We start from the raw sequence: 22,972 nt of genomic DNA, 5'->3' as shown, positions 1-22,972 counted from the left end.
GCGAGAGCGCAGTCTGCCAATCATGCGCCCGATGCCCTTGGGATTGTGCCTGACTACCTCGGCGTGTACTATAGTGACAGCACCAGCGACGACGTCACCAGCTTCGACGGGGTGGATACGGACAGCTCCAAAGACGGCGAATTTGCAACTTCCTCTGCAGGGACCTACTGGTTCAAGAGGCATACTCCTGATACTCCCTCTGGGGCACTGCCTCTGGATGAAGTGGACGTTTTTCTGAAGGGGAGCAACGGGAGCTGGACCTACCAGACGACCCTCCAGCCTCCTCTGGCGGCGGGCAGCACCTCGGGCTTTGGGACCAGCATTACAGCCGACGGTTCAAGGATCTACATCGGTGCGCCAGGGGCGCTTGACTCTTCTTCTGTGGCCAGCGGCGCCGTGTACATCTACGAACTCAGTGGCAGCTCGTTGTCCCTGGTGGATACCGTCGAACCGACCAGTGGCGTGGCAGGAGACCAATTCGGTTTCAGTTTGGCAGTGGATGGCGCCAGGATGCTGGTTGGCTCCCCCGGGCGGGACCGGACCACGCCCTATACCATGACCGATGCCGGGGCTGTCTTCTTCTATGAATACAGCAGTTCCTCCTGGTCCCTGGTGCATACGGCCTGGAGCCTCGCCGGGCATCAGGATGGTCGTTTCGGTTTTTCCGTGGCGCTGAATGAGCGGGTGCTGGCGATCGGTGCTCCTTATGAGCAGGGCTGGATTACCGTGGGCAACACCACGTATGTGATGGGTGAGGTGGGCACCATCCATGTAGGGCAGTGGGATCGTCCAAATGACCTCCTGGGCTTCTACAACCTGTTTTCCCTGTTTGGGGCAGTGCAAGCCAATGTCCAGGGGCTGGGCGGATCGCACTTCGGCTGGTCTGTAGCCGTAGATGACAAGCTGCGGGTGGCGGTGAGCATGCCGGATTCCTCATGGACACCCCTAGACAACATGACGGGATGGGATTCCGGCCTGGTGATGGTGATGAACTGGAATGGCTCGGTGGACAACTATTCCTTCAATATCAACGGCTTTTCTCATGGCTCCATGGTGCCGGGTGACCGGTTCGGCGAATACGTGGAAACGGCCAATGGCTCGATGGATTTCGGTGTCAGTACCTCCATCCGTGACACGGACAACCGGGCTGTTCACTACTATGCCGTGGCTGCGGTCCAGGTGCAGCCCGGCGTGCCGGGTACCCCTTTCCGCGTGGGGGATGTGTTCGGCATGGATATCGATCTCGACCCCCTTACTTTCTCGATTCCAACCCTGGACAATCCCAATGGCTCCCACTTCTCCCTGACGCCTACCGGGGAGCTCCTGGCCGGAGACAGCCTGCAATGGGTGGCGAACGGGCTGCAATCGCTGACCTTGAGCGTGGCAGACGGTGATGGGGCCCATACGGAGAGAATGTTCACATTGGACGTCAGCGGGGCCTCTGTCGATACGGACGGGGACAGAATGCCTGACTGGTGGGAGACAGCCCACGGCCTCGCCACCAATGATCCTGACGATGCTGGTGAAGATCCTGACGGTGATGGATTGAGCAACCGCAGTGAATTCCAGGCAGGGAGTGATCCCGCGGACTACTACAGCCAGGGTGGGGCGCTGATCGTGCCGGTGCTGGAGATTGTTTCCGGCAACCACCAGCATGCCAATGCGCTGGATTTTACCAGCAGCCCCCTGGTGGTGAAGGTGAAAAACCTGGCCACGGGTGTGAAGCTGGTCAATGCCCCGGTGGAGTTCTCCGTCACTGAGGGGGAAGGCAAACTCGCCCCGACCAATGCGGGAACTCCTACCCTGAGCGATGTGCTGGAGGTGCGAAGCAGCAGTGCAGGACTGGTGGAAGCCTACTACAAACAGCCGGCAACAACGCTGCCTGAGTCGCAGATTGCCGCCAGCTCAGGCACGGGCACTGCCGTGGAGTTGAGTGTGTACGCCACCATCATCACGGGCAGTCCGAATCCCCTGGAAGCCACCGTGACTGCCAACAGCACCAGCGGGCCCAAGACGGTGACGCTGACGAACCGCGGCACTCAACCGCTGGATTATAACATCGAACTTCTAAACACAGAGATCCCTGGTGGGGGCGACTATCAGTACCGGGACTCTGACGCGCCGGGAGGGCCTGTCTTTGCCTGGAATGACATCCGCACCACGGGCACCCACCTCGTGGGACTCTCCAGTGAGGACGATGCCTCTGCCCCAGTGAGCCTGAGTTTCCCGTTCCCATTCTACGGCCAGACCTTCACGGAGCTCCATGTGGGAAGCAATGGCTATGTCACATTTGGCAGTGGCAACTCGACGCCTTCCAATGGGGCACTTCCCAATGCCTCCCTTCCGGTCAATCTCATTGCCGCGCTCTTTGACGACCTGCATCCTGGCAGCAATGGCGACATCTACTATCAGGACAACGGCACGGAGTTCGTCATCCAGTTTGAAGAAGTGGCCTTCTACAGTGGATCGGGGAATGTCACGTTCCAGATCGTGCTGAAGCCGGACGGTGAGATCCTGTTGTATTACAAAACGCTGACCGGAGCTGTGGATAGTGCCACGGTCGGGGTGCAGAATCTACTGGGCGATCAAGGGCTCACGGTGGTCTCAAATGCTGCGTATCTGAAGGACAGCCTGGCTGTCTCCATCAAGTCCCTGGCTCCGTGGCTGGCGGTGAGCCCTCTCTCTGGCCAGATCCCGGCGGGCCAAAGCGTGAATGTGACGGCCACCTTTACGGCACCACCCTATTCCGCAGTGCCACTGGAGGGCACGATCGTGGTGACTCCTGATGCCCCGGGTGAGGATGCACTCCATCTGCCGGTGGTGCTTTCCGTTAACCCGCGTCCTGTGGTGCAAATGCTCACGCCCCCTGTGGGCAAGATCTATCTGGAGGGGGCCAACATCCAGTTGTCTGCCTCTGCCGTGGACGAGAGCGGAGTCATCACGAAGTCGGCGTTCTACTCAGGAGCGACGCTCCTCCAGGAGCTGACGTCTCCGCCATACCAGTGGACCTGGAACAGCGTGCCAGCGGGAACGTACAGCGTGACGGCGCGTGCTTATGATGATCTGGATGCGGAGGGCTTTTCCGCCCCGCGCACAGTGATCGTGCAGGCAGACTCGGATTCAGACGATCTGGGGGATGACTGGGAGGTGGTCCACTTTGGGGGCCTGGGCGAAGATGAGACGGGGGACTATGACAACGATGGGGCGACGAACCTGGAGGAGTTCCAGGCAGGTACGAACCCTGGCAACAATGACTCTGATGGGGACGGCATCACGGACGGCGATGAAATCGACCACGGGCTGAACCCGCTGCTGGCTGATGCCTATGATGACGAAGACGGGGACCGCTATCCCAACATCTATGAATTGCGTAACGGCAGTGATCCCAATCTGGCTTCCTCCGTGCCTACGCCGCACTATGTGGTGGATGCGCTGGGTGGGGGCAGCCACACGACCATCCAGGAGGCCATCGATGCGGTTTCCCAGGACTTCCAGATCGTGAAGGTGGGGCCGGGCGTGTACACGGGCACGGGTAACACCGCGCTGCAGATCAACAGCTACAAGATGCTCCTGATCTCAGCGGACGGGGCCTCGAAGACCACCGTCGACTGTGAAAGCCTTTCCCAGGGCCTGACTCTCAGCACGGAGTCTGTGGTGGACGGGTTCACCTTTAAGAATGCGGAAGGGTACTATGGAGCCGCGTTGGGGATCAGCTACGCCAATGTGCGGATCATCGGTTGCGTACTGGCGAACAACCACTCCTCCGCCAATGGTGCGGCGGTCTATGCAAGTGGTGGTGATGTGGTGCTGGTGCACTGCACCCTCACTGGCAACACCACGACGTCGAGCGGGGAGGCGGTGTATGTGTACGGTGGCAACCTTACCGTGGCGAATTCCGTCCTCTGGAACCCAGGGAGCGCGGCGGAGCTGACCGCTGGCTACGGCAGCGCGGTGGTCACGCACTCCAGCATCCGCGGTGGTCATGCCGGGGCGGGGAACATCAGCACGGCCCCGTTGCTGCGGCCTGACGGGCACCTGAGGGCAGGCTCGCCAGCGATCAATGCTGGAGAGCTGGTGAATTCATCGAACCTGGACATGGACGGCGAGCTGCGCCCCTCGGGCGTGGGCGCTGACATCGGGGCTGATGAATGGGTGGATGCCGACAACGATGGCATGGCGGACTGGTGGGAAATCAAGCACTTCACCAACCTGAGCCGGAACGGTCTGGGCGATGCTGACAGCGATGGCCTGCCGGATGCCCAGGAGTACGATATCTCCAGCAATCCCAGTGTGGCAGATACCGACGGGGACGGGGCCGGGGATGCCGCGGAATACGCTGCTGGCAGTGACCCCAATCACCCGGATACCGACCGCGACGGCATGCCTGATGGCTATGAGCTCACGCACAACCTCGATCCGCTGGCGGATGACACGTTTGCCGACAAGGACGGGGACCGCATTCCCAACCTCTGGGAGTACAAGCGCGGCCATTCCCCAAGCAATGCCGCTGACAAGCCGACGGCTGATGCCGTGGTGGCGGCCTCCGGGGGCACGCACACCACCATCCAGAGCGCGCTCAATAGTATGACCTCGAACTGGAGCACTCCGTACTACAGCATTGTCCGGGTGACTCCGGGCGTGTATCAGGAGCAGATCTCGGTGTACGGGGGGCAGAAGATCCTCCTGCTGGCGGATCTGCAGTCCGCCCCGGTGGAGATCCGCGCCAGTGCCATCGGTTACCAGGCGGTCTCGCTTAATGGCGAAGCCGTGGTGGATGGATTCCGCATCACCCGTACTAAGGACGTGGACGGGGATGCCTTGAACGGCTACACCGGGGTGACGGTATCCCTCTCCGAGCCGGACGATCAGGCGAGGCTGGTGAACTGCTTTATCAACGGGCACGGGAGCGCAGGTGCGGCGGCAGTCCACCTTGGCCAGGGCCGTTTGGAGATCTCGCACTCCACCCTGTACAATAACAAGACGGGGGCGGAGGGCTCCATCCTCTACGCGTCCTACAGTGCCTCTATTCGGGTGGTGAACTCCATCCTGTGGAATCCCAATGCGGCCGGGTATGCCGAGATCGCCAAGGACTCCACCGGGACGGTGTCTGTCATCGGCTCTGTGGTCCGGGGCGGGGCCTTCGGTGGGGCGACAGGGGATCCCCTCATCAATCCCCTGGGGTACGTGACGAGCGCGTCTCCTGCGGTGAATGCTGGCTCCACTGCAGCCGGGGTGCTGCGGGACATCCAGGGGGAGACCCGTGTCTCCACGCCGGATGCTGGTGCCGATGAGTGGCGGGATGCCGACAGTGACGGCCTGCCGGACTGGCTGGAGGCGCTGGGCGTGACCAACCCCGGCGGGGACAATGACGGAGACGGCCTGAACAATCTGGACGAATACTCCCTGTACGGGACGGATGCCCTGCTGGCAGACGCGGACGGGGACGGGCTGGACGACAGTGACGAGATCCTGGCCCATACCAACCCCTTTGACAATGACACGGATTCCGACGGCATTCCGGATGGCTATGAGTCTGTGCATACCTTGAACCCGCTCCTGGATGACGCCCTGGAAGACAAGGACGGGGACCGGGTGCCGAACCTGTGGGAGTACAAGCGGGGCACCTCTGCCAGCAATGGCAGCCTGCGCCCGGCGGATGACTATGTGGTGGCCCAGGCGGGCGGGGGCTCCCACACGACGATCCAGGCGGCGGTGAACAGTACGACGGCGAGCTCCAGCAGCCCGTACTACAGCATCATCCGCGTGAAGAGCGGGGTGTATCAGGAGAGTGTGAGCATCTCGAACTGGCGCAAGGTGTTGCTGCTGGCAGACCAGGAAGCGGCGCCGGTGGAGATCAGAGCGGTGAACTCTGGCACCTATGCGGTGAGCCTGAACGAGGAGTCTGTGGTGGACGGTTTCCGCATCACCCGGATCAATGACGTGGATGGCAATCCCTTCAACGGCCTCAGTGGCGTGCAGGTCTCCTTGCCTACGGCGCAGACTCGTGCCCGCTTGGTGAACTGCTTCATCCACAACCATGGTGCCAATCAGGGGGCTGGCATCTATGTGAGCAACGGGAGGCTGGAGGCGGAGCACGTGTCCGTCTTTGGCAACCTGGCCGCCAACAATGGCCGGGGCATCTACGTGGGGTACTCGTCCAGGCTCAAACTGGCGAATTCCATTGTCTGGAATCCAGATGGTGATGGCGAGACGGAAGTCTACGCGTCCAACCCCGCCTCGGTGACGGTGGTCAGCTCGATCATTGCCGGAGGTGAATATGACAGTCTGGCGACCAATCCTTTCCTGAACCCCAGGGGCTATCTAAAGGCCGCTTCACCTGCGCTCGACACGGCGGTGGGCTCCTCCCTGCTGAAGGACATCCAGGGGGAATCGCGCTCTGGCGCTGCGGACATCGGTGCGGATGAGTTTGTCGATTCCGACAGCGATGGTCTGCCGGACTGGCTGGAGGCGCTCGGGGTCACGACGCCTGGTGGAGACGCGGATGGCGATGATCTGGACAACCTGAGTGAATACAGCCTGTATGGCACGAACCCTCAAGTGGCTGACACGGACGGCGATGGCCTGGATGATGGTGACGAAGTGGCCGCCGGGACGGGGCTGCTCGTGACGGACACGGATCTGGACGGCATGCCGGATGGCTATGAGGTGACGCATGGGCTGAGCCCGCTGGACTATCGCGACGCGCTCGATGACAAGGACGGTGACCGGCTGCCCAACCTCTTTGAGTACGTGCGTGGGAAGGACCCCAGCAGTGCTGCGAGCGTGCAGGCGGCGGACTTCACTGTGGCGGCCACGGGCGGATCGCACACCAGCATCAGTGCGGCGATCTCGACGGCGAACAACACCGGGGGCGATTGCAAGATCATCCTGGTCAAGAAGGGCAGCTATGCGGAACAGGTCTATCTCCATGGCAAGCGCATCATTCTCCTTGGTGAGCAGGGGCATACCCCACCGGTGGTGTCCTCTGGTTCAGGAGATTACAGTTTGACGGTCGTGCAGGACGGCTGCGTGGTGGACGGCCTGGTGCTGACGCACTCCTCCGTGACGACCAACAGCGGCGGGGTAGAGGTGTCCATCGGCGCCCATCAGGGGCATGCCAGACTCGTCAATACGATCATCCGGGGCAACCGCAGCCTCTCAGGGGCTGGCATCCTCATCTCTGATGGCCTGGCCACGGTGGATCACAGCACAGTGGTGGACAACGCAGGGCTGCCTGCTTCCACCGCCACCCAGGGCTGGGGCATCCACATCAGCGGTGGTGCCCTGCGCCTGCGCAACTCCATCGTGTGGAATCCGGCGCTGCCGGCCTTGCATCCACAGATCTACAAGGGTCAGGGTGCGTCTTGTGAGGTCTTGAACTCCGTGGTGTATGGCGGTGGATGGGGCGGGCTCTTCGCTGATCCCGTGCTCACCCCCACGGGCTTCCTGCGCCATGGCAGCCCGGCGATCAATGCGGCCAACACGCCGGTGCTGCCGGTGTCTGCCAAAGACATCCATGGTGAGGCCCGCGGCTCCACCCCAGATCTGGGTGCGGATGAGTATGTAGATAGCGACACCGACCATCTGCCGGATGCCTGGGAGACGGCCCACCTGGGCAATCTCACCGCCAACGGCGCGGCTGACAGTGACTCCGACGGGCTGACGAATGCGCAGGAGCTCGTGTACGGCAGTCACCCCGGCCTGACCGACTCAGACGGTGACGGCGTGAGCGACTCCGTGGAGTTTGGGGCTGGCAGCAATCCCGCGGTGTCGGATTCCGATGGTGATGGCATGACGGATCTGTATGAGGTGACGCACGGGCTGGATCCCCTGGATCCGCAGGACGCGCTCAAGGACAAGGACGGCGACCGGATTCCGAACATCTATGAGTTCAAACGCGGGACGCAGGCCAGTGTGGCCGGAAGCCTGCCTGCGATGGATATTACCGTGAACCCGGCATTCGTGACGGAGAACGCAACGCAGAAGAAGACCATCATGGCCGCCGTCAATGCCGCCAATGCGGCGAGCGGCACCCATAAGATCATCTTTGTAAAATCCGGAACCTACGATGAGTCTGTCTACATTGGCAGCAAGGCCATCTTGATCCTCGGGGAGGCGGGGGCCACTCCGCCGGCGATCGCCAGCTCCAACAGCTATGCCAGCCTCTACCTGCAGAGCGAGCACGCCATGGTGGACGGCCTCGTGATCTCACACACCACGAGTGTCTATGAGGGGCGCGGCGTCTACGTCTATACGCCGGAAAGCAATGACCAGGTCCGCCTGGTGAACTGCGTGATCAAGGAAAACTATTTGTCCGGCGGTGCGGGAATTTACCTGGGTACGGGCGACCTGACGGTGGAGCACTGCACCATCATCAACAACGAGAACACCTATCAGTATGGAGGCACGGGCATCCATGTGGATGGCAGCGGCAAACTGAGCCTGCTTAACTCCATTGTCTGGAATCCGGAGTACAGCTCGGATGAGGTCCAGGTGTATGCCCCCAGCGAGACGGCCCAAGTGGTGGTGAAGCGCTGCATCATCCAGGGTGCGGAGTACGGTGCCTCCGGGGCGGACCCCTTGTTGGACGGCGCAGGTGTGCCTGACCCTGCCAGTCCGGCGGTCGATGCCGGGGTGGTCGCCACGGGATCCAAGATCACACGTGATATCAAAGCGAAGCTGCGCGACGTGCCGCCAGATCTGGGTGCCTATGAGGCCTCTGTGGACACGGATAGTGACGGTCTCTCTGACGCGTGGGAGACGGAGCATTTCGGTGGGCTCGGCCAGACGGGCACCGGGGATGGCGATGGTGACGGGCTGGACAATCTGGCTGAAGCCGCCCACGGCACGGATCCGGGGCAGACGGACAGTGACGGGGATGGCGTGAGCGATGGCAATGAGGTCACGCTGCACCACTCAGACCCGGCTCTGGCGGACACGGATGGGGACGGCATTCCAGATGGCTATGAAATTGCCCACGGCACGAACCCGCTGGTGGATGACAGCTGGATGGACGATGACTCCGACGGCCACAGCAATCTGGATGAGTACTTGATGGGGACCGACCCCAACGATGGTGCGTCTGTCCCGATCGCCGTCACTTACAGCCGTCCTGTGCAGGGGGAAAGCAATGTGCCTGTGGACAAGGTGTTGGTGATCGGCCTGAGCCGTCCTCTGCCCGTGGGGGCGGTGGCACCCGACTTCCTGCTGAAGCGCTTTTCGGACGGGCAGGTGGTGGCTGGCTCCTCCCAGATCCTGCACGGACGTCAGCTGGTGGCCTTCGTGCCAGCATCCCCGCTGGATGCCAACACCCTCTACGAATGGGAGGTGGCGCCTGACCTGGTGAACGACTTCGTGGTGGCACCCTTTGGGCCCCAGATCTTCGAGACCAGCGCCAACAGCACGGCGGTGAGCAAGCCGGATGTGCTGCAGACTCTGCCGGGGCCGGACTACATCAATGTGTCTGCCACGGCGGTAGTTTCCACGTACTGGAGCGAGCCTCTGGATGCGTCCACAGTGTCCAGCAGCACCTTCACGGTGTATGATGACCAGCAGAACGTGGTGCCAGCGACGGTCACCTATGACCCCTACTGGTACCGCGTGGATGTGACGCCGGTGGCGGCGATGACCCTGGGCAAAGTGTATGAAGTGGTCATCCAGACGGGTGTGACCAACCTCAGAGGTGAGCAGATGGCAGCGGAGCATCGCTGGAGCTTCAAGACGGTGGATCCTCCGCTGGATCCGCCGCTGACGGGGCCCTACGTCACTGCCACCTACCCGGTGAACCACTACATCAATGTCAGCCCGCAGATCGCTATCAAGCTGACCTGGAACGAGGCCATGGACGCCTCGACCCTGACCAATGCGAATGTGAAGCTGATCACCGGATGGACGGGGCAGCCGGTGCCTGCGGTTCTCAGCTACAACAGCCTGCTCAAGCGGCTGGACATCATCCCGCTGGCTGCGCTGGCGAATGACACGGCCTACATTGTGCGCGTGAGTGTTGATGTGAAGAGCCAGGCAGGCGCGAACTTCGAGCAATCGGAGGAATGGGAGCTCCACTTCCGGACCAAGGCGGCCAGCCAGGGCACCGGTGGCTCTACTGGGGGTGGCACCGTAGGAGGAGACGGCAGCGGCGGCCAGCCTGGCAATCCGCCAGGCAGCGGCAACCCAGGACCCGGGGGACCGGGCGGTGGCGGCGGTGGCGGCGGTGGCGGCGGTGGTGGCGGTGGTGGCGGTGGTGGCGGTGGTGGCGGTGGTGGCGGTGGCAACCCCGATCCGGGTGGCCAGGGGAATCCCAAGCCAAGTGATCAGTACAAGGTGAAAGTGACCTGGGGCGATGACAGCGGCAGCAAGTCGGAGTCTTACTCCGTGACGTTCAAGGGGGGGCAAACGCTGGGTGAGTCGAAGCCTGGCGAACTTTCCAAGGATACGATCACGCTGAACCGCCAGATCTCTTATGAAATAACCTTGAACCACAAGAGCACGACCCTCAAGGAAGGGCCGGACTATGACGGCACCCTCTATGTGGACGTGTTGACATCGGAAGGTGGCAGCACGCTGCCCAACCCACGGGTGGTGAAGGTGGATCCTGACCGGTTGCTGACCTCGTTCTCAGACAGCCCTGCCTTCAAGAACAAGAAGGCGTACCTGCTGCCCGCGGATGTCAAGAAGGTGAGCTTTGGCGGCACCAAGTATCACGAGCTGAAATCTGACAATGGTACGACCACTTACAGCGCGCCTCAATGGGTGGATGGGAATGCGGATGGCGTCGCCGCCACGGGCATCAATGCTGCCGGAGGGGACAAGAACTATCCCGTGGCGTACACCCGCAATACCAAGCCGCAGGTGGGGGCGGAGCTGCAGATCAAGGACCTGCCGTCTGGCCATACCGTCATGGTGAAGGCCACGTCTGCCCAGGGCCTGCAGATCCCTGAGACCTCCGTGACGCCCGGCAGCGGCGGCACGCTCAATCTGTCGCTCACCACGGCACAAAACAACCTGACGAACTCCATCCAGTTCCACAGCGCGGACGCGGGTTCCGCCTTCAAGATTGATTGGGAGGTCAAGGTTGGCAACGGCGACTGGAGCGCGATCGGCAGCACCAAGCATACGGTCTACATCGTGATGGCAGACCCCATCAAGACGGCAGCGGCGGAGAAGAGAGAAGGCTTCTTCAACATCAGTTGCCGCAATGCGCAAGGCAAGGGGGCGAACGCGCAAGCGGTGGTAGATGCCATCTATGCGGACTTCACGGATCAAAACGTTCAAACTGTGAAACCCGGCACGGGTGAGCTAAGCGGGACTGCCATGAAGTATTGGGGGAATCCCAATAGCATTTCCGCCTCTTCACTGGTGCTGATCTCGACAGGCGATGGTAGTTGTGGTGCTTGGAACAGGCTGTTCACAGATATCCTTCGTACCCAGGGTATCGATGCAAACATCTTCATGTTCGTTGCGCCGCTTCCCAGCCAGGCTCAATTCCAGGCTGACATACTGGCGCACTACCCTGGCACCTTGAACCCTGTCGGATACCCCCGGCTGTATGTGAAAAGCTGGACGCTCAATGCCGACCCGTTCTTTCCTACGGACAACAACGGTGTCGGCGCTCAAGGGAATGGAAATCCAATAGCTCATTTTGCAGACCATTCTCTGGTGGAGTATGGCGGGAAGTACTACGATCCTTCCTATGGAACGGCGACTCCCTACGCGAGCCACCAAGAATGGGAAGACGCTGCATTGGACGCATTTGGGGCTTTTGTTGTGCCGCAAAATAGCGTAAACGGATACTGCTGGATATGGAAGGCGGATCCAAAAGGCACTACCGAGACACAGAAGGTCGCTGTTCCATATGACGCACCCGTACCCTAGAAATAAGATATGAGAGCCGTACTGTTCTTCCTGGCCATTTTGTTGCCGTCCTTCGGGGTGGCCAAAGACATCGTGGAGGTTCCATTGTTGGATTCTGCTCGGATGGTGCTGCAATCGGACGAAACTGCCGAGCAGCTCGTCTATAGCCTGCAAATCCGTCGCGACGGTGTGAGCCCTGTGGAATTCTGGAAAAAGACGGCACAGAAATCACCGGGCAGGCCGGTGGGGTGGGCCAGAGTGGTCGATGTCTTGGAAACGGACGGGAAAATCACGGCCTTGATGCAGGTGGATATTGGAAGCTATCTGCTTCTCCAAGGAGGCGGTGACAGTAAGCTGGAGTCAGAGCTTTTCATAGGGTCCAGCTACCTTGCGATGGCTGAGAACTCAGGAGGAGGCAAGATCAAGCTCAAAACTCCAACGGAAATCGTGGTGACGTCGGCATTGTCTCCTGCACCGGTTTCCGCCTCTGTTTTGCCCAATGGATCACTGCAGGCAGATGGCAAGCCCTTGGATTCAAGTGACAGGGTGTTGACGGTTGCGTCCGGGGCTAATCAACCGGCAGAGGCTCCTCGGCTCGGCGGGGAATCCAGTGCTGCGTCAGCGGGAGATGCGACGTCAGCATCAGGCTCCCCGGTGAAGTCTTCGCAGAGCGATGCGCCAGGCATTGGGACGACCGGTCAGAACAGCCCCCAGCCATACATTCCATGGGTGGCTGGGGGAGTGGTCGCCCTGGTGGGCATTGTGTTGTTGTTGCGTTTGATGAAGAGATAGCGTTTTCGGGTGCCTCGTGCAAGTTCGATACTGCTGGCTTGATGTCTAGCTGGTCGAGAAGCAGCGGCAGCGATCAGGCGATGAATGGCAGCGGGATGCGGCCTCAAGTCCACGCCGACTTTGGAGGGCTGTTGGGGGAGTTTAAGGAAACTATAAAACATGCAAACTGCCCTTCTGACCCTGCTCCTTCTGGTGCCTGCGTCCAGTTATGCGAAAGATATCAAGGAATTGCCGATGGGTAATTCTGCCAGCATGGTCCTGCAATCGGAAGAAGCCGACCAGAAGATCACCTACAGCCTGCAGCTCCGCCGGGAGGGGAGTGCTCCTGCTGAGTTCTGGAGAAAGGAAGTGGGGACGGAGAAGGTTCCCGGGAAGCTTCAGGAATGGGTGAAGATGGTCGATGGGATTGATGTCAATGGCAGGGTGACCGTGCTGGTTCAGATCTATATTGCGAGCTTTGTGCTGCTCCAGGGTGGGGAGAACGGTCAGGTGGAAAGTGAAGTCTCATTCCTTTCCAGTGCCCTTGAAGCTGCTGAGAACCTTGGTGGAGGCAGCATCAAGCTCAAGTCTCCCACTGAGGTGGTGATTACCTCCATATCCCATCCGGCTCCGGTGGCGGCCACCATCACTCCCAAAGGAGAGCTGCTGGTGGATGGCAAACCGATGGTGCAAAGTGGTGGCACGTTGACGGTTGGCGGTGGGGTGTCGCAATCAAGCGCGGCCACACCTGATGGAGCTGCCACAGGTGCTGCGGCACAGGGCAAGGCTCCCACCGCGGCTGGTCAGAAGGGGGTGCAATCGCAAGCGACAGCTCCCGAGGCGAATGGCCTGTCGTACACGCGGTGGGGGATCGGGGCAGTAGTCGCCTTGCTGGGCCTGGGGGTGTTACTTTGGCTGGTGAAGAGGTAGAGTCTCTGCGATGGGGTGAGGTCTGACCCGATGAGGCTTCCGGGTGTCGCTGCGAGGAGGTGTGGACTGGTTTCGCATTAATCTTATGTGCCTCTGACCGCGTCGGGCGGTGCCACATAGGGGCAGGCAAATCCTCCAACATACGAGTGAGACCACGCTCACTAAGGATCCTTGCTAAGATATGAAGTTGGCGATTTTTACAGCTTTGTTCTTCGCCTGTGCTGAGTGTGTGGCCAAAGATATTGTCGAGAAGAAGCTGACTCCTGCTTCCCAACTGGTGCTGCAGTATGATCAGACAGATGCGAAAACCACGTACAGGTTGCAGCTTCGAAAATCCGGCCAACAGCCAATAGAGTTCTACTTCAAAGAGGTCACCAAGGAGACGGGGAAGCCTTCGGAATGGCTCAGTCTTCTCGATGCGCTGGAGTCAGAGGGGAAAGTCACCGCTCTGGTGGCCACCGAAATTGGGTCGTTCATCCTCTTGCAGGGGCCGAAGGATGGGATGCTGGAGAGCCAGCAGCGAGTCCACTCCCAGGCACTTGCGACGACCTTGAATTCAGGAGACGGGATAGTGCGGCTCATCTCGCCTCGCGAGATTGTCTTCCGCCCTGCTTCGTTTACGGAGTCCGTCACGGCCATGGTCATGCCGGACGGGGAATTGCATGTGGATGGTAAACCTTTTTGGCCCTATGGAGGCACGTTGAGGATTGGCTCCGGGGCGTCGCAATCGAGCGCCGCTACTCCTGATGAGGCTGCCACCGCTGCGACACCTGGAAAGACTCCCTTTGCGGCGCATCTGGAAGTTCCGCAATCACAAGTGACAGCTCCAGGTTAAAGTAACTCTTCGTACCTGCCGTGGGTCATTGGCACCCTTGGCGCGTTACTGGGGGCCGGGTTGATACTTTGGAGGGTAAAGAAGTAGATTGTCCGGCGGCCGTGTATCCAGGAATACTGACAAGAGGTTGGCTCCCTTCGAGCGCCGTTGTTTCGGCAGGACACCTGTGCGGCCGAAATCCTGAACATGACTTGCGGAGGTTGAACCTTGTCTTTCGACTCCTGCCTGACTATGGATCACGATGGAATCGGTCCTCCCCCAAGTCATCATTCACACCGACGGCGGCTGCCTCGGCAATCCCGGCGTGGGAGGATGGGCGGCGGTGCTGGAGTCGCGCGGACGGCGCAAGGAAATCAGCGGGGGCGAGCCGGCCACGACGAACAACCGTATGGAACTGCGCGCCGCCATCGAATCGCTGATTCACCTGAAGAAGCCCTGCGTCGTTGAGATGCACACCGATTCCCAGTACGTCCGCAACGGCATCATGAAATGGCTGGCCGGATGGAAGAACAATGGATGGAAAACGGCCAGCAAGCAACGGGTCAAGAATGAGGATCTCTGGCGCATGCTGGATGGCGCCGCATCACGGCATCAAGTGACCTGGCACTGGGTCAAGGGGCACGCCGGTCACGATGACAACGAGCGCTGCGACCAGCTCTGTGGAGAGGCAATGGAAACCGTGAAGATGCAGCACACCCGTCAGCAACTCGCCTCTGCACTCGAGGCCTTCAAGGACGAAGGCAGGTGATGACTTCTGCATTGCGGATCAGCGAAGGGCCCTCGGCAGAGGCGGGGTCCAAAACGTTTCCCCCAGTTGCTGTTGATCAGCATTCTGCGATCTTTGGGGCGTACCCGCATCCATGTTGCACCCTGAAGTCTTGCGCCGTCTGTGCCTCGCCCGCGACTTGTTGCGGGCGGAGGATGACGCACGACCGTCGGTGAATGAAATTGCCCGACGGGCAGGATTCGCACCTCATCACTTCATCCGGCTCTTCCGCGCGGTGTTCGGCGAGACGCCGCATCAATATCGTTCGCTTGCGCAGATCGAGCGCGCCAAGCACCTGCTGATCTTGACCGATCTTTCCGTGACGGAGATCTGCCTGGAGGTGGGCTTTTCCAGCCTCGGCAGCTTCAGCACCCTGTTCACGCGTCGCATCGGGATGTCGCCCTCCACATGGCGGCGGCGACACAGGTCTGCTTCGAGCCCCTTGCGGAAAATGCCGCCCGAGCTCATTCCTGGTTGCCTCACGCTGATGGGCGGTTTTCCGCCCGAAAAGGCAATTTCCGAGAAGCCGGTTTAGTGGCGGCAGGATAAGCTCGATTTCCTTATCCTATGAAAATCAAACTGAACAGTGTTGTCGTCGAAAACCAGGACCGCGCGCTCGCCTTCTACACCGATGTGCTCGGGTTCAAGAAGTGCAGGGACTTCCCAGTGGGCGAGTTCCGCTGGATCACAGTCGTCGCGCCTGACGGACATCCCGATGTCGAACTCGCTCTCGAGCCCAATGCCAACCCCGCCTCCAAAGTCTTTCAGGAGGCCCTCTTTCAGCAGGGGATTCCCTGCACGGCATTCGAGTCGGACGACATCGAGGCCGAGACGAAGCGCCTGAAGAAGGCCGGGGTGAAGTTCACCGTAGATCCGACTGCTGCAGGCATGGTGAAGATCGCCATCTTCGCCGACACCTGCGGCAACCTCATTCAGATCTACCAGGTGATAGACGCGTAGGGCCATGCGGGAATGTGAATCTGAGCATCCCTATGAAATCCGCAGGGGACGTAGGAGCTTCCTTCCATCGGCAAGGCAGGGCGGGAACATCCAATGGAATCCAGGGAGCCCCGTTCGCATCTGTGGTGGAATGAATGGAGATTGTCCCAGGGCAAAGGGGCGGCGGTTGCACTGAAAAAGGAGGCAAAGGCAATGTCAATGGTTCACGATCAAACTGGCGGTACTCGATGTGCAAACGGGACATCAGGGCAGGTCGCCGTGCTGTTGCTGATGTTGATTTGCGCGTGCCGCCTGAGTGCCCAGCTTTCAACGGAGGACATAAACACGTTGCTGGCCCGTCAGAAGAAGGAGGCAAACCCGCACGAGTTGTCTGTGGCAATGTCCGGGATTGAGAACGACCTTCGAGAAGGGCCCGAAGCAAACAAGTTGCCTGGAATCCTGCAGGCGTTGAAGTTGGCGGCGTTCATCTATCGAACACGCGACGTGAGTGTCCCCATAGAGCGGATGATTGGGCGGTGGCCGGACTTCGACGCGACCAAGCTGGGCGGCAAGCCTATCTTTGCAGGCACCGACCCCCAATCGATAACCGACCCCAGGGTCAGGGCTGCATACGAGCAAGCACTCGCGGATCATGAGAAGCTTTTGGGCCGGGTATCGGTAGAAATGTACAAGCTTCAAGAAGGGGACTACTGCGCAGGAGCGGCATTGAGGGTCGCCGAATCTTCCGCGAATCCAGCAGTCTTGAAAGAAGCTGTCGCGAAGCAGATCGCATCCCTGCAGGACGCTCCGTGGATAAAGGAGCGTTTGACTAGAGTGGTGCTTCCTGTGACTTCATCCAAAGGATCAAAGGCGGCAGAAAATCGTCCAACGCATTCTGCCAAGTAGGTGCGCTGGGCGAGGCCGGAATGGGCGATGGCAGAGTAGCTGGCGGGTCTGACGTTGCGTCGGGCCTGGATCAACGTCACGCCTTTCGGATCTCCGCAAGCTTGGCAGCCCCTTCGCTCCACGGCACTTCATGAGGCAGTCGCTTTGATTGTGCTGCCAGGGCGGCGATCACCCCGACACCTTCGCCCATGCCGACGGAGTTGCCTGTGACCCGATAGCTTGAATGCGAGATAAAGTCGCCGCTGATGCAGCGTCCCGCCATCATCAGCCCGTCCACATCACGGGCGATCATCGCACGCAAGGGGATGTCATAGGGGGCAACTTTGATGTTCATGTTCGCGCGATGGCCGGAGCCATCCTTGTTGTGATCCGCTGAGGTGGCATGCACATCCACGCCAAAGGTCGCGCGTACCACTGCATCATCATACCTCGAACCCTTGATCACATCCTCCTTGGTGACGGTGAAGCGTCCTGCCAGCCGACGCCCGTCGCGCACACCGATCTGCTCCGCGGTCGCGACCAGTTGCAAGCCCTCCCAGGGGCCACCTAGGCCGCGCAATCCCGCCACCATCTTGTTCATCTCGGCGCGTGCCCGCACCGTTGCCGCGGTGAGCTCCGCCGCGTCCCAGGGCTTGACGCCATATTCGTGATTCAACATGGCGAAAATCAGATTGTCCCGCACGTGGAACATGGTCGGGTTAGCGTAGGAGGGGAAGTGCCCCGTCTTCACGATGGCGTCCTTGATCTGCTTCTTCTTGTCGCCCTTGCTGTTTTCACCCGCCAGTGGCTCACCGAATCGTACAAACTTCCGCAGGGCTTCGACGTCCTTCACGATGAGCAGAGCATTGAGAGACAGAGGCTGGCAGGGGCAGTCGGCAGACTCGCCGATTTCAAACGTGCAACCTGCCAGCGCGCCCAGATCGCCGTCGCCGGTGGCATCGATGAAGACCGGGGCCCGCCAGGCCTGCCGGCCGGACTTGGACTCCGTCACGACCGTGGTCAGCCGACGCCCATCCTTGAAGGCCGCAGATACCTTGGTGTGAAACTGAAACTTCACCCCCGCTTCCACGCACATTTCTTCGAGCAACAGCTTCAACGCCTCGGGGTCATAGCAGAAGGCGCTCGCACTCTTGGTGTTCGCACGCGCATCTCGCTTGTCCAGGCTGTCCCGCAGTTCCTTCGCAAAACCCGGTTTGTCGAAGTCGAGGAAGTACCCGAGCAATCCCGCCGTCCACACACCGCCCAGGCAGCCACGCCATTCGAACAATCGCACCCGTGCTCCTGCACGGGCTGCAGTGATCGCCGCGGTCACTCCCGCTGGCCCTGCGCCACAGACAATCACGTCCGCATCTTCCACCAGCGGCACATCGCACGCAGGCTCGACGAATTGTCCCGGTTTGAGTCCGGTGGTCTCTTGCGCCGCAGCTCCCAAAGCAAGGGGCGCGACCCCGCTGCCGACCAGAGCTGCGCGGAGGAAATGGCGGCGGGAGGAGGACTCGGAGGGCATGGGTTGTTGCTCTGGAGGGTGCGGGAATTGATTGGCCGATGACTTCCCGAGCAGGAAGCGTCGGCTGCGTACGGTGGGGAGTTACGCGTGTGCATGGGGTTTCTTTCGGTGATGAGGCTTCTACCAGGGTGCAACGGTCCGGGATTCAATCCCCGCTCAGTTGAGTGGCTCCTGACGTGCCGCGAGAAGGGGGCAGACCGCCAGACCATCACTGAACTCCTGCCTGCCAACAACCTCACCGTCTCCAACCTCGCGAAGCGTCCTGGAGTGCCGGTGGCTTGACACCGCTTTCGCGGATCATGTAATCGCCTCGAACCGCGGCGCTACAGCAGCGAGCCAAGGAACCAACTCCTGCTCAGTCCGCAGTCAATCCCTGAAGGGGATTTGTGGCAAAGCCCAGTGGTTGGACGAGTCAACCCTGGGTACCTCCGCGGAGGTGGACCAGGTGGAAAGCCGACAGCATCTGCTCTCTCCCCACCGCCATCAACATCTCCATGTCAGTCCCCCCCAGGTTCCTTGGCAGGCACTAGCTGAAGCGTCTGCTGCTTCGCTCTTGTGTCCACACCACCAATCCCTGTTCAGTGTGGATAAATTCTGCCATCAACCTCATTCCTTGTGACGAATCGAGGCCAATAATTATCCATTTGTCTAGGTCGACACATTAGGGCGTGCAAAAAATACCCGGGTCTCATAGAATGACCCTTCACGCCTTCGCCAAGGTCTGTTGTCATTGTCGGAATTCGCTTCCCGGACGATTCCACTCCAAACACCTTTCCCGCTTTCTCGTATGGCCGAATCGGAACACAATCCACCGACGCACTCGCATGAAGTGGAGTCATCCCCGATGCACACCAGTGGGCCTGGGGCTCCACCGATCCTGCTGCAACAACAGGCCATCGTGGGCGGCGCTTTGCCTACGACCTTGTACGACCAACCGAAGCCGCCAGGAGCATTCAGGAAATACTGGAACAAGATCGGCGGCGGCTCCTTCCTGGTGAGCCTGCTTATCCATGTGGGCTTGCTGGTGGCGGCCTATTTCATGGTGCAGACGATTGTGCAGGAAAAGAAGGTGGACTTCCTTCCGGGCGGTGGCAGCAAGGCTGGTCAGGATGCCTCTCAGCAGCTGAGCCAGCAGATCCGGAACAAGAAGCAGACGTTGAACAAATCCATTCCCATGAGGAAGGTGGTGTCCAGCTCGGTCAACGCCGCCATCTCACTGCCTGACATGCCCATGGACAGCCTGGACATGCCGGAGATGAGCAGTGTCATGGGCGCGGGCTCCATGGGATCGGGCGGGTTTGGCAACAGCGGGGCCGGTGGCGGTTTTGGCTCTGGCATTGGCACCGGCGGCATGAAGGGGTTTGTGGCGCGCACGGTCTTTGGCAACCTGGGTGGAACTGGGGGCGTGCCAGGGGTGCTCTATGATTTCAAGCAGGACCGTAAAGGGAAACCGCAGCCCTACAACGCCAACGGATACTTCCAGCTCGTGAAGGCGTTCGCGGACAAGAAGTTCTCCGCCACGGAGATGAAGGGTTATTTCCAAGCCCCGCAGCAGATGAACTTCACCTTTCTGGCCGTACCTTTGCTGGCGGCGGAGGAGGGGCCCAAGGCCTTCGCTGTAGAGAAGGACGTGCAGCCACGCGGCTGGCTGGTGCACTACACCGGCATGGTGACTCCGCCGGAGAACGGGGAGTGGCGTTTCATAGGTTACTTTGACGATCTGCTGGCAGTGTATATCAACGGCGAACCCGTGCTGGATGCCTCCCGTGATGATCTGGTCAACTTGGGAGAGTCCAAGCCTGACATGGATCTTCGCCAGCCCTGGGGCGGGCGGGGCGTGCTCAATGGCAAGTGCATGGTTGGCAAGTGGGTCAATCTTAACGGCCACTTCAAGATCGACATCCTCGTCGGTGAACGCCCCGGTGGACAGGTCGGTGGCCTCCTGCTCGTGGAGAACCGGAAGGAGAAGTACAAGAAGACGGACTACGATCTTCCCATTCTGCCCCTCTTCACCGTCGGCAAGCCCGACAAAGAGGACATGGAACGTATGAGGGCTTTCTCAGAGAAGATCACAGGGCAGATCGGAGGTCTGGAACTGAAGAACATCCCCATCTTCACCGCCGGGACCGTCGCCGATCGCGCGCGGTCGATGCTCAATCCCGGCATCGGCCTGCTGCCGGCGAGGGGCAATTGAAGGGGGCCTTTCTCCCCACTTGTGTATAACCTGCGTAGGGCTAGGGTAGATTGTCGGAGGGGCCACGATGATGATGTGTTCCAAAGAGGGGGAACACGCTGACCACATTTTTTTGTGGTGAGGACAGGCGGGGTGACAAACGGGCGGTTATGGCTGGCGTGAATTATCCTGTCTACATCTGATAGCGAATTGACCCTGGCCCAACATCACTTCAGGGTGCAGGATGAACTTTAGCAAATCGGCGGTTCCATGTGCAAAGTCTGCAATCTGGGAGTTCACCATTTCAGACGGGGTTCGTCCTGAAGGTATTCGAGCGTGTGGTTCGGTTATCTACGTCGATTCTGCGGATCAAGTCCGCGAGCTCGCAAATCGTAGCGGCCTAGTAGCTAAAGAGTACAAGATTGACCGCGGCACAGTTGAGAGAGATGGAGTACCTCCCATCGAGACCTATCTTCAGGTCAAACAAGCTGAGGACTCAGTGCCTCTCCGTGAAATTGTGGCTGCATTGCGAGAGCTGTTGGGAATAGACCTGGCCCGTGATTCTTTGATCACCAACGAAAGCCGGTTCTTCTTCCATGTATTAAAGCGTCGGGAGTTTGATGACGAGCAACTCAACAGCGCTTCTTACCTTTGGCTCCATGCCTACCAATACCAGATCGGAACCCAAACCGAACCTACTGATGAGGAATTCATCCGAGGTGAGCTTGCAGTGAAAAATGATTCCAAACAGAATTCCAAGGTGCAGCTGGGGTTCCTTTCGCCATTCCCTCCCATAGGAGTCGATCAAAGGTTGAAAGACGAGCTCGAGGTCCGCTCGTTGATCGGATTGAAACTCAACCCAATTCATGTAAGAAGGAAAAGCGGTCCTGTGAAAAAGCCTCTCTGGCACTTGACCAGTACGGTCACACTCCCCAGATGCTTGACCAAGTACATCAACAAACACGGCTTTGAGAAAACACCCTTCGATGATTGGAAGGACCGTTGGGAGTGCGCCTATTTTTATGACGAAGGTTATGAATTGCAGGTGCTCAGCTACTCCAGGAAACAAGTTGAAGCTCTGGGGGAATTTGATGTGGGAATTACAGCTGAGAGAACGGGCAATGGTCCGAAAATAGCATTCCCCAGTGTAATTGTTTCTCAGCGTTTCCGACAGGTGCTAGATGAGCTGAAGGTTCCAGGACTGCAATACACTCCTGTAGTACTCGCCGACTGAAGCGCCATGCTTGGCGCATGCAAGCCGGATAAACCTCCAGCAAGTCAGAGACTCACTCACCCTCAATGACACGGCAGGCAATCCCATTGCCTCCTTGGCAAACACTTGCTGTTCGCAGTGCCAACAACCGGAGTCCCAGGGCCTTTGGGGGCGTTTTATGATTGGGTGAAAGTTTCAGCCCGACAGGGACCGTAATCCGACCTGTGATCCCACTGCCGCACCCACTGAAGAAAGCGTCGACGCTGGTTCTCAAGGCGCTCTTGCTGGGTGTGTGGGCATGGGCGGGAGTCGAACGAGCCCTGGCAGCAGATATGCCGCCCGCACCTTTACCCGCCGCGGCAGCCAATGACGCTGAAGGAATGCCGCAGCCGCTGAAACATGAGCTCTTCGAGGGGCTTCTCACAAATCCTCCTTTCACCCGCTCTCTGGGGTTGTCAGACACGCTGATCCTCACGGGGGTCGCTCGCTTCGACAACGAGGTGTATGCCACGCTCCTGGACACGAAGACGATGGAGTCCCAAGTGGTCTCGCAGAAGCCCAATCGCGAAGGGTGGCAGCTGATGGGCATTGGTGGCGACCCAGCAGTGATGCACACCTGGACGGCCAAGATTCAAGTCAAGGGAGGTGAGGTCGCAGTGATTCGCTATGGGAAGCCACCCTCCAAGCCCAAGCGCCCTATCGGCGGTGGTGGAGGCTTTGGCGGCGGTCCGGGAGGCACCCAAGTACCCCTGAGCCCGGCTGAGCAGGCGGAGGCCAAGCAAGCCGCCGTGAACTATCGTGAAGGGTTTTCCTCGGACGGCTATCCCCGGCAGCCGCCGCCTGAGACGGTGGAGAAGCTCTCCCGGATGAGTGTGGAGCAGCGCGAGGCCATCAACCGTGAGATGATCGGCATTCGCAATCGCGGCATGAGCATGGAGGAGCGCCGACGCATCTACGAGGACATGGTGAACCGGACGAGCCGGGGTGGACGATGAACTGATACAAAGGTTGAAGGATTGACGCGTGTGAGACGTTCACGAGGGGCGCGCCGTCCAGGTGCGCCTGATTCCTTGGCAGCCATT

Annotated in this window: 13 protein-coding genes; 12 read left to right on the top strand and 1 reads right to left on the bottom strand. The window is 59.9% G+C overall.

Translation table 11 applies throughout. The annotated features are described in order from the left end of the window. Nucleotides 1–45 precede the first annotated feature (45 nt). The 8 genes from BV034_RS33720 (at nt 46) to BV034_RS33685 (ending at nt 16,997) form a co-directional block, all read left to right on the top strand. Complete coding sequence (locus BV034_RS33720) at nt 46–11,871, top strand: Ig-like domain-containing protein (protein ID WP_050031332.1); 11,826 nt, start codon at nt 46–48, stop codon at nt 11,869–11,871. Between the two features lie 9 nt (nt 11,872–11,880). Beyond that, complete coding sequence (locus BV034_RS33715) at nt 11,881–12,642, top strand: hypothetical protein (protein ID WP_050031331.1); 762 nt, start codon at nt 11,881–11,883, stop codon at nt 12,640–12,642. A 159-nt stretch (nt 12,643–12,801) separates the two neighbouring features. Continuing rightward, nucleotides 12,802–13,551 carry a hypothetical protein gene (locus tag BV034_RS33710; RefSeq protein ID WP_050031330.1) on the top strand — a complete coding sequence of 250 codons (750 nt, stop codon included), beginning with the start codon at nt 12,802–12,804 and terminating at the stop codon, nt 13,549–13,551. A 181-nt stretch (nt 13,552–13,732) separates the two neighbouring features. Beyond that, nucleotides 13,733–14,386, top strand: a complete 654-nt coding sequence (locus tag BV034_RS33705) for a hypothetical protein (RefSeq protein ID WP_050031329.1) — start codon at nt 13,733–13,735, stop codon at nt 14,384–14,386. A 241-nt stretch (nt 14,387–14,627) separates the two neighbouring features. Then, nucleotides 14,628–15,134, top strand: a complete 507-nt coding sequence (rnhA, locus tag BV034_RS33700) for a ribonuclease HI (RefSeq protein ID WP_050031328.1) — start codon at nt 14,628–14,630, stop codon at nt 15,132–15,134. 130 nt (nt 15,135–15,264) lie between these two features. Then, nucleotides 15,265–15,687, top strand: coding sequence for an AraC family transcriptional regulator (locus tag BV034_RS33695; protein ID WP_265593783.1), 423 nt, complete (start codon nt 15,265–15,267; stop codon nt 15,685–15,687). A gap of 32 nt (nt 15,688–15,719) precedes the next feature. Further along, complete coding sequence (locus BV034_RS33690; protein WP_050031326.1) at nt 15,720–16,112, top strand: VOC family protein; 393 nt, start codon at nt 15,720–15,722, stop codon at nt 16,110–16,112. Between the two features lie 141 nt (nt 16,113–16,253). After that, entirely contained in the window at nt 16,254–16,997 is a 744-nt protein-coding gene (locus tag BV034_RS33685; protein ID WP_265593782.1) for a hypothetical protein, read from the top strand. Nucleotides 16,998–17,073: 76 nt separating this feature from the next. On the opposite strand, the gene BV034_RS33680 is transcribed toward BV034_RS33685, so the two are convergent. Then, a complete protein-coding gene (locus BV034_RS33680) occupies nt 17,074–18,504 on the bottom strand; it encodes an FAD-dependent oxidoreductase (protein ID WP_050031324.1) in 1,431 nt (476 codons plus the stop codon). 93 nt (nt 18,505–18,597) lie between these two features. Between BV034_RS33680 and BV034_RS36690 the strand changes: the two genes are divergently transcribed. From BV034_RS36690 to BV034_RS33665, 4 genes are all read left to right on the top strand, one after another. After that, complete coding sequence (locus BV034_RS36690; RefSeq protein ID WP_265593781.1) at nt 18,598–18,786, top strand: hypothetical protein; 189 nt, start codon at nt 18,598–18,600, stop codon at nt 18,784–18,786. A 562-nt stretch (nt 18,787–19,348) separates the two neighbouring features. Further along, the gene (locus BV034_RS33675; protein WP_265593780.1) at nt 19,349–20,698 is read left to right on the top strand and encodes a hypothetical protein; all 1,350 of its coding nucleotides are present in this window, start codon (nt 19,349–19,351) and stop codon (nt 20,696–20,698) included. Between the two features lie 223 nt (nt 20,699–20,921). After that, entirely contained in the window at nt 20,922–21,911 is a 990-nt protein-coding gene (locus BV034_RS33670; protein ID WP_050031322.1) for a hypothetical protein, read from the top strand. A 203-nt stretch (nt 21,912–22,114) separates the two neighbouring features. Beyond that, a complete protein-coding gene (locus BV034_RS33665; protein WP_265593779.1) occupies nt 22,115–22,885 on the top strand; it encodes a hypothetical protein in 771 nt (256 codons plus the stop codon). Nucleotides 22,886–22,972: the final 87 nt, after the last annotated feature.

The organism is Verrucomicrobium sp. BvORR034 (assembly GCF_000739635.1).
Classification (GTDB): domain Bacteria; phylum Verrucomicrobiota; class Verrucomicrobiia; order Verrucomicrobiales; family Verrucomicrobiaceae; genus Verrucomicrobium.
The sequence above is the reverse complement of the archived record's forward strand: the minus strand, read 5'-3'. Positions and strand labels throughout refer to the sequence as shown.